The 11712-nt window shown below is 65.7% G+C and carries 9 protein-coding genes; 8 read left to right on the top strand and 1 reads right to left on the bottom strand.

The window, feature by feature from the left end; all coding sequences use genetic code 11:
* Window positions 1–816 (top strand): glucan biosynthesis protein (locus AC1D0P_RS13985; RefSeq protein ID WP_477677291.1); only part of this gene is annotated, 816 nt, incomplete at its 5' end.
* Window positions 792–2792: a glucans biosynthesis glucosyltransferase MdoH gene (gene mdoH / locus AC1D0P_RS13980; protein WP_477677290.1), complete on the top strand. Its 2001-nt coding sequence runs from the start codon at window positions 792–794 to the stop codon at window positions 2790–2792. The genes AC1D0P_RS13985 and mdoH, both read left to right, overlap by 25 nt.
* A 58-nt stretch (window positions 2793–2850) precedes the next feature.
* Here the strand turns inward: mdoH and ffh are convergent, their stop codons facing one another.
* Window positions 2851–4209, bottom strand: coding sequence for a signal recognition particle protein (ffh, locus tag AC1D0P_RS13975; RefSeq protein ID WP_477677289.1), 1359 nt, complete (start codon window positions 4207–4209; stop codon window positions 2851–2853).
* 103 nt (window positions 4210–4312) lie between these two features.
* Between ffh and AC1D0P_RS13970 the strand changes: the two genes are divergently transcribed.
* From AC1D0P_RS13970 to AC1D0P_RS13945, 6 genes are all read left to right on the top strand, one after another.
* A complete protein-coding gene (locus tag AC1D0P_RS13970) occupies window positions 4313–5113 on the top strand; it encodes a cytochrome C assembly family protein (RefSeq protein ID WP_477653014.1) in 801 nt (266 codons plus the stop codon).
* On the top strand, window positions 5110–5352 hold the full coding sequence (locus tag AC1D0P_RS13965) for a PP0621 family protein (protein ID WP_477677288.1): 243 nt from the start codon (window positions 5110–5112) through the stop codon (window positions 5350–5352). The genes AC1D0P_RS13970 and AC1D0P_RS13965 overlap by 4 nt, the downstream gene beginning before the upstream one ends.
* Window positions 5353–7071, top strand: coding sequence for a sensor histidine kinase (locus AC1D0P_RS13960; RefSeq protein ID WP_477677287.1), 1719 nt, complete (start codon window positions 5353–5355; stop codon window positions 7069–7071).
* A 4-nt stretch (window positions 7072–7075) separates the two neighbouring features.
* On the top strand, window positions 7076–8533 hold the full coding sequence (locus AC1D0P_RS13955) for a sigma-54-dependent transcriptional regulator (RefSeq protein WP_477677286.1): 1458 nt from the start codon (window positions 7076–7078) through the stop codon (window positions 8531–8533).
* On the top strand, window positions 8520–9122 hold the full coding sequence (gene ampD / locus AC1D0P_RS13950; protein WP_477677285.1) for a 1,6-anhydro-N-acetylmuramyl-L-alanine amidase AmpD: 603 nt from the start codon (window positions 8520–8522) through the stop codon (window positions 9120–9122). Before AC1D0P_RS13955 ends, ampD begins: the two co-directional genes overlap by 14 nt.
* 442 nt (window positions 9123–9564) lie before the next feature.
* Window positions 9565–11712, top strand: a 2148-nt coding sequence (locus AC1D0P_RS13945; protein WP_477677284.1) for a ribonucleoside-diphosphate reductase subunit alpha, incomplete at its 3' end; no start/stop codon positions are given.

The following is an 11712-nucleotide window of genomic DNA, read 5'->3' as shown; positions in this document are numbered from 1 at the left end:
GCCGCCACCAGCAGCAACAGCGCGCCGGTGGCCACCCTGGGTATCGCCCCGCTGACCAGCATGTTTTTCGCCGGCGAAAACCAGCCCCGGCCCGGCGACTTCCGCCCCGAGGTGCACGACTCCGACGGCCTGATGATGGCCACCGGCGACGGTGAATGGCTGTGGCGGCCGCTACAGAACCCGTCAGCCACGGTGACCACCTCCTTCGGCATGAAGTCGCTCAAGGGCTTCGGCCTGATGCAGCGCGACCGCAGCTTCGCCAGCTACGAAGACACCGAAGCCCGCTATGAACTGCGGCCCAGCGCCTGGGTCACGCCTGTCGGCGACTGGGGCCCGGGCCGCGTCGAGTTGCTGCAATTCAACACGCCCGACGAGACGCACGACAACGTGGCGGCCTACTGGGTTCCCGAAAAAATGCCGGCCCCCGGGCAATCGCTGGACATCGCCTGGCAAATCAGCTGGCAGGGCAAGAACCAGCAACTGCCGCCCAACGGCTGGGCCACGCAATCGCGCCGCGGTTTCGGCTTTTCAAAACCCGGCACCGACCTCACAGGCCAGGTCCAGTTCGTCGTCGACTTTGCCGGCCCGGTACTGGACGCCCTGCCCGAGGACGCCAAGGTCGAAGCGATTGCCAGCGCCGATGCCAACGGCCGCGTGCTGGAAAGCCTGGCTTACAAAAACCCCGTCACCGGCGCATGGCGCATGACGCTACGCCTGCAGCGGCTGAACCCGGCCCAGCCGGTTGAGCTGCGCGCTTTTCTCAAACATGACAACCACACCGTGAGCGAAACATGGACCAACCTGATCACACCCTGATACCGTCCGGCGCGCGCAGCCTGCTGCGCGAGGAACGTCATCCGAATTCGGTCACGGCGCCGCCGTTGAACCGCGGCTCCATGGCGCCGCGCCCCTGGCGCGGCTTCTGGAACAGCATGGCGACAGCGCTTTTGCTGCCGCTGGTGTCTATGTTCAAGGCCGGCGGCGCGGCGCCCTTGCGCCCGCTGCCCGCCGCACGGCCTGAGCCCTGGCAGCGCGCGGCCAGGCGCCGCCGCGCGGTGTTCCTGCTGCTTACGCTGGTCAGCACGGTGCTGGCGACCAGCATCTTCGCCGACATGCAACCCGACTACGACAACGCCTGGCTGCAGTACGGCCAGATCAGCCTGTTCGCGCTGCTGTCGGCCTGGGTGGTGACCGGCTTCATGACCGCGATGATGGGTTTTTACGTGACGATCTACGGCGACAAGCACGCGCTGTCGGCCAAAAAAGTCCAGCATGTTCCGTTGGATGCATCCACCCGCACCGCCATCATCATGCCCATCTGTAATGAAGACGTGCGCACCGTGTTCGCCGGCTTGCGCGCCACCTGCGAGTCGGTCGCGATGACCGGCCATGTGCAGAGCTTCGACGTGTTCGTGCTGTCTGACAGCAACAACCCGGCCATCATCAAGGCCGAGCGCGCCGCCTGGGAAGACCTGCGCACCCAGCTGGCCGGCCATCCGGACCAGCCGCAGATCGAGGTCTACTACCGCCTGCGCAAACGCCGCACCGACCGCAAGGCCGGCAACGTCGCCGACTTCTGCCGCCGCTGGGGCAAGGACTACCGCTACATGGTGGTGCTGGACGCCGACAGCGTGATGAGCGGCGACTGCCTGGTTTCCATGGTCAAGCTGATGGAAGCCAACCCCAGGGCCGGCATCATCCAGACCGCCACCCAGGCCATAGGCCACGTGACGCTGCATGCGCGCGCGCAGCAGTTCGCCTCGCGCGTGACGGGCCGCCTGTTCACGCTGGGCATGCAGTTCTGGCAGATGGGCGAGTCCCACTACTGGGGCCACAACGCCATCATCAGGATCGAGCCCTTCATGAAACATTGCGCGCTGGCCCATATCCCGGGCACCGGCGGCATGGCCGGCAGCATCATGTCGCATGATTTTGTCGAGGCCGCGCTGATGCGCCGCGCCGGCTACCACGTCTGGCTGGTGGGCGACCTGGTCGGCAGCTACGAGCAACAGCCGCCCGACCTGCTGGCCGAACTGCAGCGCGACCGCCGCTGGTGCCAGGGCAACCTGCAGAACTCACGCCTGATCGCCGAGCCGGGCATACACCCGGTGCACCGCTCGATGTTCGGCACCGGCGCCATGGCCTACCTGTCGGCGCCGCTGTGGCTGTGCTTCCTGACCCTGGGCACCGCGCTGTGGCTGTCCGGCTCGCCCATGATCGCCGACTGGACCCTGTTGCCCGGTGAGCTGATGTCGCTGTGGGCCTGGACCCTGTGCATGCTGTTCCTGCCGCGCATCCTGGGCATTGCCGCCGTGCTGATCAACCGCCAGCAGCAGTCCTACGGCGGCACCGCCAGCCTGCTGCGCAGCGCGCTGCTGGAAACCCTGATCGCCCTGCTGCAGGCGCCCATCCGCATGCTGGCGCACTCGCTGTTCGTGGTGGTGGCGCTGACCGGCCTGAAGCTCGAATGGAAGTCGCCCCCGCGGGAAGCGGCCTCCGTGCCCTGGCGCCACGCGCTGGCGCAGCTGGCGCCCATGTCCGGCGTGATCGCGCTGCTGGCCGTCGGCATCGCCGTGATCGACGCGCGCGCGCTGGTCTGGCTGATCCCGGTGGGCCTGCCGCTGCTGCTGTCCATCCCGATGACGGTGCTGACCAGCAAGGTCGGCGTGGGCACGGCACTGCGCGCGCAAAACTACCTGCTGATTCCGGAAGAAACCCGTTCACCGGCGGTGCTGCGCCGCGCCTGGCTGCATGCCAGCCGGCTGGCCAAGCCGCTGCTGAATACGGTCTGAGTCCGGAACGCCCATGAAAAAAGCCGCTTTGAGCGGCTTTTTTCATGGGGAAGCGAAATCAGAATTTCGGCATGCCTTTCATTCCCCCCATGCGCTTCATCATCTTCATCATGCCGCTGCCCTTCATCTTTTTCATCATGCCCTGCATCTGCTCGAATTCGTTGAGCAGGCGGTTGACTTCCTGAACGTGCACGCCTGAACCGGCGGCGATGCGGCGCTTGCGCGTGGCCTTGATGAGTTCGGGCTTGCGGCGCTCCAGCGGCGTCATGCTCTGGATGATGCCTTCCTTGCGCTTGATGTCTCTCTCGGCCTTGTCCATGTCGACCTGGCCGGCCTTGGCGCTCATCTGGGCCGGCAGCTTGTCCAGCAGGCTGGACAGGCCGCCCATGTTCTTCATCTGCTGCAGCTGGCCCAGGAAGTCATTGAGGTCAAAGGCGTCGCCCGACTTGATCTTGGCGGCGAGCTTCTGGGCGGACGCCATGTCCACGCCGGCAGCCACCTGCTCGACCAGCGCCACGAWGTCACCCATGCCCAGGATGCGGCCGGCATGGCGTTCGGCGTCGAACACCTCCAGGCCGTCGATCTTCTCGCTGGTGCCGGAGAACTTGATGGGCGCGCCGGTGATCTGGCGCACGCTGAGCGCCGCGCCGCCGCGCGAATCGCCGTCGGTCTTGGTCAGGATGATGCCGGTCAGCGGCAGCGCTTCCTTGAAGGCCTTGGCGGTGTTGACCGCGTCCTGGCCCTGCATGGCGTCGACGACGAACAGGGTTTCGACCGGGTTCAGGATGGCATGCAGCTCCTTGATTTCCGCCATCAGGGCTTCGTCAATCGCCAGGCGGCCGGCCGTGTCGACCAGCAGCACGTCGAAGAAATGCCTGCGGGCGTAGTCGATGGCGGCGCGGGCGATGTCGGCCGGTTTCTGGTCGGGCGTGCTGGGAAACCATTCGGCGCCGGCCTGTTTGGTGACTGTCTTGAGCTGTTCGATGGCCGCGGGGCGGTAGACGTCACCCGAGACCGTCAGCACCTTCTTCTTGCGCTTTTCGATCAGGTGCTTGGCCAGCTTGGCCGTCGTGGTGGTTTTACCCGCGCCCTGCAGGCCGGCCATCAGGATGACCGCCGGCGGCTGGGCCGCCAGGTTGATGTCGCTCACGCCTTCGCCCATGGTGGCGGCGAGTTCGCGGTTGACGATGCCGACCAGCGCCTGGCCCGGCGAGAGCGAGCCCATCACCTCCTGGCCCAGCGCTTTTTCCTTGACCCGGGCGATGAAGTCGCGCACCACCGGCAAGGCCACATCGGCCTCCAGCAGCGCCATGCGCACCTCCCGCAGCATGTCCTGCACATTGGATTCGGTGATGCGGGCCTGGCCTCGCATTTCCTTGACGAGGCGGGATAACTTGTCGGTAAGGGCTGAAGCCATGGGAAGGCGCCACGGGCGTGGGGCAGTTAGGTGAGGAAGGAAGGGCTGCGTTGGGGCCGGCGGGGAAAGCCGCCGCGAAAGCAGTAAAGGCTAAACTCTAGCCATGATTTTAGCTTTGAGCGACTGGTGGGGTCTTGCCGCGGCAGCCGGCGCCGCCGTCGCCTATGCCGTGCTGGCGCTGGCCACGCCGCGCCTGGGTGCCGGCACCATACGCGGCATGCTGCTGGCCGCCTGGCTGCTGCACGCGCTGGCGCTGGCCGACGGACTGCTCGGCGAGCCGGCCCGCTTCGGTTTTGCGCCCGCGCTGTCCATGACCGTCTGGCTGGTGCTGACGGTGTACGCGGTCGAAAGCCGCCTCTTCCCACAGATGCAGGCCCATTGGGCGCTGGCGGGGCTGGGCAGCGTCGCGGTCATCCTCGCCGCCATTTTTCCAGGCACCACTTACCATGCCATCGCCTCGCCCTGGCTGCCGCTGCACTGGGCCCTGGGCATTGCGTCGTATGGGCTGTTTGCCGCGGCGGTGGTGCACGGCTGGCTCATGACGCGCTCCGAACGCTCCATCCGGCTGGCCGCGCAAACCGACGCCGGCGTGCCCCTGCTGACGCTGGAGCGCCTGACCTTCCGCTTCGTGGAGGCCGGCTTCGTGCTGCTGTCGGCCACCTTGTTCGTGGGCTGGCTGTTCGCCGAAACCCTGTACGGGCCGGGCCTGGCCTGGAAATGGAACCACAAAACCGTGTTCTCGGTCCTGGCCTGGCTGACCTTCGCCGGCCTGCTGATCGGCCGCGCGCGCCTGGGCTGGCGCGGCCGCAAGGCGGTCCATGTGCTGTACCTGGGTTCCGGCCTGCTGCTGCTGGGCTATGCCGGTTCGCGCTTTGTGCTTGAAGTCATCCTGAGGCGGGCATGAAATACCTGCTGGTCATGGCCCTGGTGCTGGTGGTGTTCTGGATCTGGCGGCACAACCGTGAAACGGAACGCCGTGATGCGGCGCCCGCCCGTCCGCCAGCCCCGCAAAGACCGGGAGCGGCCATCACTGAAATCGTCGCCTGCGAAGTTTGCGGCGTGCATTTGCCGAAAACGGAAGCGTTGATCGGCAACAAAGGCATTTACTGCAGCGACGCGCACCGGCGCCAGACGGAAGGTTAAATGAGCACGCCGTCCCACTGGTTTGAAACAGGCGGCGACAAGGGCTCAGGCGGCTRGGAAATCACGGCCGGGCCGGGCTCATTCGGCCGCCTCTGGCATGTTTTCATGACCGCACGCGTCGCCATCGCTGCCGTGCTGGTCATCCTGCAGGCATTCATTTATGCCCTGGGCAACACCACCAACCGCTGGTCCATCGCGACCTGTATCGCCTATCTGTGCGCCACACTGGCGGTGCGGCTCTGGTCGCGGCCCCGGCCGCCCGGCAGCACCTTTGACGCGCAATGGGTGCTCACCATCGGCGTGGACGTCATCGCCTTCTCGGCGCTGAACTTCCTGCAGTCCGGTGGCATCAATTACACCCCGTTGTTCGCGCTGCCGGTGCTGCTGGCCTCCATCCTGGGCCCGATATTGCTGGCCTTTGGCACAGCCGCCAGCGTGACGCTGCTGCTGCTGGCCGACGCCTGGTGGAACTCGCTGCAGGGCCTGGGCGACGCCAACGCGCGTTTCCTGCAATCAGGCCTGAGCGGCTCCGGCTTCTTTCTCGTCGCGCTGCTCGCCAACCACCTGGCCCTGCGCCTGGCCAGAGAAGAGCAACTGGCCAAACGCAGCCAGTCCGCCGCGCGCATGCAAACGCAGGTGAATGAACTGGTGATCGAAGCACTGGCTGACGGCGTGCTGGTGGTCGACGTCAACGGCATCGTGCGCTCGGCCAATCCGGCCTCACGGCGCCTGTTGGCGGCCGACGATACCGTGCGCAGCGCCCCCTTCATCCTGGCCACGGAAGCCGCCTGGCAGCCTCTTGCCGAACTGACGCACCGCACCTTCGCGGCGCAATCGCCGCAGGAAGCCGACGTCAGCCTGGACAACGCGGGCGGCCACACCCGGCGGCTGCACGTGCGCACGCGCCTGGCCGCTTCGCCGAACGGCTCGCATGAGAGCCTGTGCGTGATGTTCCTGGAAGACCTGCGTGAAATGGAAGCGCGCGTGCGGACCGAAAAAATGGCGGCCATGGGCCGCATGTCGGCCGCGGTGGCCCATGAAATCCGCAACCCGCTGGCCGCCATTTCGCAGGCCAACGCCCTGCTCGAAGAAGACCTGCAGGACCCGGGGCAGCGCCGGCTCACCGCCATGGTCAGGCAAAACGCCCAGCGCCTGGCCCGTATCGTGGACGAGGTGCTGAATATTTCGCGCGCCCAGGCGCAGCTGCCTTCGCCGCAGACCACCACATTGCCGCTGGACGACACCGTCCGGAAGATCACATCCGACTGGGCGGAGCAGACAGCGGCGTCCGGGCGCACACGCATCACGGCGGACTCGGACAACGCCGTCGTGATTTTTGAGCCCGAGCATTTGCGGCGCCTGATGATCAACCTGCTGGACAACGCCTTGCGCTACGCCAGCGACTCCGCAGGGGCGATCGAAGTCGCGACCCAGGCCGTGGCGCCGGGGCAGTCGCGCCTGTCCGTCTGGAGCGACGGCCAGCCCCTGGAGCAGACCGTGCAAAGCCACCTGTTCGAACCCTTCTTTTCGTCGGAAAGCCGGTCCAGCGGGCTGGGCCTGTATATCTGCCGTGAACTGTGCGAACGCTACGGCGCCATGATCGGCTACCAGCGCGTGCAGCGCGAAGGCACCGAGGGCAACGAATTTTTCGTGATGTTCGCGCCCTCCGCGCAATCCCCGAACATCTCCGCGCCGTCTTTTGCCACAATGCCCACCTGACACCATGAGCATGCAAAACCCCGTTCCCCAGCAAGCCCGCATCCTCGTCATCGACGACGAGCCGGACCTGCGAACCCTGTACGAGCTGACCCTGCTCAGGGAGGGCTACCGGGTGGAGGCCGCCGGCGATTTGCTGCAGGCCCGCCAGCAGCTCAGTGAAAACCGCTTCGATGCGGTGATCACCGACATGCGCCTGCCGGACGGCCTGGGCCTGGAACTGCTGCGCGACATGGTGAGCCAGCAACGCAGCGAACGCTGCGTCGTCATCACGGCGCACGGCTCCGCCGAAAACGCGGTCGAGGCCCTCAAGGCCGGCGCCTTCGACTACCTCACCAAGCCGGTCGACCTCAAACAGTTCCGCAGCGTGGTGGCATCGGCCGTGCAGGGCGCCAGGCAAGCAGCGCCGGCCACCGACAAAACCGGGCGCGTCGCACCGGATTCCGGCATCACGCCCTTGTCGCTGCCCCTGCCGGTGGCCGCCGAAGCCCCGCTGATTTTGCAAAAGCTGGTCGGTGAATCGGCCGTCATGCGCGCTGTCAAGTCGCGCATCGTCAAAGTGGCCGGCAGCATGGCCCCGGTGCTGATCCAGGGCGAGTCGGGCACCGGCAAGGAATTGGTCGCGCGCGCCGTTCACGGCTGCAGCCACCGCGCGGCGGGCCCGTTCGTGGCGGTCAATTGCAGCGCCATCCCTGAGAACCTCCTGGAAGCGGAGTTCTTCGGCGCGCGCAAGGGCGCCTACACCGGCTCGGCGCAGGACCGGCAGGGCTACTTCCAGGCGGCCAAGGGCGGGACCCTCTTTCTCGACGAAATCGGCGACTTGCCCCTGGCCATGCAGTCCAAGCTCCTGCGGGCCATCCAGGAGCGCACCGTGCGGCCGCTGGGCTCCGCGCAAGAGGACTCGGTGGACGTGCGCATCGTCAGCGCCACCCACAAGGACCTGGTCGCCGAAGTCCAGGCCGGGACTTTCCGCCAGGATCTTTATTACCGGCTCAATGTGATCGAGATTCACGTGCCCGCCCTGCGCGAGCGCCGGGAAGACCTGCCGGCCCTGTGCAAAGCCCTGCTGGCCAGAATTTGCCATGAGTCCGGCTTCCCGGTACCCGAGCTGACCGATGCTGTGATGGGACAGCTGCGCGCCCTGCCTTTCAACGGCAACGTCAGGGAACTGGAAAACACCCTGCACCGCGCGGTGGCGCTCGGCGACGGCAGCGAACTGCATTTCGACGCGCCGGCCGAAGAGCAGGTCGCCGTTCCGGAAAACCTGCAGGACTACCTGGACAGGCAGGAGCGCAGCATCCTCACGAAAGTGCTGCTGGAAAACGGCTTCAATCGCACCGCGGCCGCCGCCAGGCTGGGACTGAGCCTGCGCCAGATCCGCTACCGCATTGCGCGCCTGAACATCGTGACACCGGGCAGCGAAGACCCCGCCGATGAACTCGACGCCGCCGATGACCCCGCCTGAAGGCCGGGGCGCCGGCACCCCGCAGCCCCTGTGGCGGAACGGCTGGTACCGCTATGCGCGCGCGCTGGCCTCGCCCAATTTCGGGCCGCGGCCAGAGGACGCGCTGATCGACCTCGTCGTCATCCACTCCATCAGCCTGCCGCCCGGCGAATTCGGCAACGGCAACGTGCAGCGCCTCTTCACCAACCAGCTCGATTGGGAAGCCCACGCTTACTTCCAGGGCATACGCGGCCTGCAGGTGTCGTCGCATTTCTTCATTGCCCGCTCCGGCGCCTTGTGGCAGTTCGTCGGCTGCGGCGACCGGGCCTGGCATGCCGGGGATTCGAACTACCGCGGGCGCGGCAACTGCAACGACGATTCCATCGGCATCGAGCTTGAGGGCCTGGAAGGCGGCGCCTTCGAAACGCCCCAGTACGAAACCCTGGCTGGCCTCTGCGCCTCGCTGCTCCAGGCCTATCCCATTGCCCACATCGCGGGACACGAACACATCGCGCCCGGCCGCAAGCAAGACCCCGGTCCGGGTTTTGACTGGCCCCTGCTGCAAGACTCGCTGGCCTTGCCGGCTAGGTATTTTCCCGAGACCACCTAGCCTCACGCGTACAAAACCACACCGCAGTGGTGCGCTTTGCATCCGGAAATTTCACGGTATTTTTACCGCGCTAACATGGGCTTGTGTTGGCGGGCGAAAGCCCGCGACGAGGCGCGCCGCAGCGTTGCCGGGGCCGCGCAAGCCTGATGGAATCAGGCTTTGCCGAAGATGAGCGGCACGAAATTGAGAGCGTCGCGCAGCCGTCCAAAACGGGGCGGAAAAAGCCACAAAACGTAACGATCCATTCAGTCGGCGATACACTACCTGTAGTGGCTTGTATTCCCCCCATACCCTAGGTATAGTGTCTAAGCCCTAATTCAGTTTGATGTAATTCGGGCCCCGGCGGCGAGGAATTGGTTCATGCTTTTTGAACACCTTCCGCCAAAACGGTTGCCCGCAACAGCACATCAAGCCAGTCATAAAACAAAGCAAAGAGGAAGTCATGCAAACAGCACAGCACGCAGTGCCCGCAACGTCCAGCGTTGCCGCCGGCAATCCGGCCGCCAGCGATACCAACACCCAGCCCAATCCCCTCGCCCACTACCAGATCATTCGCCGCAACGGCGGCGTGGTGCCCTTCGAGCCCAACAAGATCGCCGTGGCCATGATGAAGGCCTTCCTGGCCGTTCACGGCACGCAGGGTGCGGCGTCCGCGAGTGTTCGCGAAACCGTCGACGGCCTGACCCAGGCGGTGATCCGCGCCCTGATGCGTTCGCGCCCGGGCGGCGGCACCTTTCATATAGAAGACGTGCAGGACCAGGTCGAACTTGGCCTGATGCGCGGCGGCCACCACGAGATCGCCCGCGCCTACGTGCTGTACCGCGAAAAGCGCACGCAGGAACGCGCCCGCCAGCCGCAAACCCAGGCGCCCGCAGCGCCCCTGATCCACGTCACCGACCGCGGCAACCGCGTCGCCCTGGACATCCGCAACCTGCAGGCGCTGATCGAGGCCTCTTGCGCCGACCTGGGCGCCGACGTCAAGCCAGACCCCATCGTTGCGGAAACCATGCGCAACCTCTACGACGGCGTTCCCATCGACGAGGTCTACAAAGCGTCCATCCTGGCTGCGCGCACCCTGATTGAAAAAGACCCCGACTACACCTACGCCACCGCGCGCCTGCTGATGCACACCATCCGCCGCGAAGTGCTGGGCGAGGAAGTCAACCAGGAAGACATGGCCGTCCGCTATGCCGAATACTTCCCGCAATTCATCGCCAAGGGCGTGCAGAACGAGCTGCTCGACGAAAAGCTGCAGCAGTTCGACCTGGCCCGCCTGGGCGCCGCGCTCAAACCCGAGCGAGACCTGAAATTCGACTACCTCGGCCTGCAGACCCTGTTTGACCGCTACTTCCTGCACGTGCGCAAGCAGCGCATCGAACTGCCCCAGGCTTTCTTCATGCGCGTGGCCATGGGCCTGTCGCTCAACGAGATCAACCGCGAAGAGCGCGCCATCGAGTTCTACGAGATCCTGTCGTCCTTCGACTTCATGTCGAGCACGCCCACCCTGTTCAACGCCGGCACCCTGCGTTCGCAGCTGTCGTCCTGCTACCTGACCACGGTCGCCGACGACCTTGGCGGCATCTACGACGCCATCAAGGAAAACGCCCTGCTTTCCAAGTTTGCCGGCGGCCTGGGCAATGACTGGACGCCCGTGCGCGCCCTGGGAGCCCACATCAAGGGCACCAACGGCGAATCGCAAGGCGTCGTGCCTTTCCTGAAGGTCGTCAACGACACCGCCGTTGCCGTCAACCAGGGCGGCAAGCGCAAGGGCGCCGTCTGCGCCTACCTGGAGACCTGGCACCTGGACATCGAAGAGTTCCTGGAACTGCGCAAGAACACCGGCGACGACCGCCGCCGCACGCACGACATGAACACCGCCAACTGGATTCCCGACCTATTCATGCGCCGCGTGATGGAAAAAGGCAGCTGGACCCTGTTCTCGCCGTCCGACACGCCCGACCTGCACGACAAGTTCGGCAAGGACTTCGAAAAGATCTACGTCGCCTACGAAGCCAAGGCCGAGCGCGGCGAGATCAAGCCGTCCCGCAAGCTGCAGGCCACCGACATGTGGCGCAAGATGCTCTCGATGCTGTTTGAGACCGGCCACCCCTGGATCACCTTCAAGGACGCCTGCAATGTGCGCTCGCCGCAGCAGCACACCGGCGTCGTGCACTCATCCAACCTGTGCACCGAGATCACGCTCAACACCAGCGACACCGAAACCGCCGTCTGCAACCTGGGCTCGGTCAACCTCGTCCAGCACCTGAAGGACGGCGCGGTCGACCACGAGAAGCTCAAGAAGACCATCACCACGGCCATGCGCATGCTGGACAACGTGATCGACATCAATTACTACGCCGTCAAGAAGGCCCGCGACTCCAACATGCGCCACCGCCCCGTGGGCCTGGGCATCATGGGCTTCCAGGACTGCCTGTACGAGCTGCGCGTGCCTTACGCCTCCCAGGAAGCCGTCGAATTCGCCGACAAGTCCATGGAAGCCGTCTGCTACCACGCCTACTGGGCTTCCACCGAACTGGCCAAGGAACGCGGCAAGTACGCCAGCTACAAGGGCTCGCTCTGGGACAAGGGC

This window comes from Polaromonas sp. P1_G2, assembly GCF_056405515.1.
This window is presented reverse-complemented; position numbering and strand designations above follow the sequence as displayed.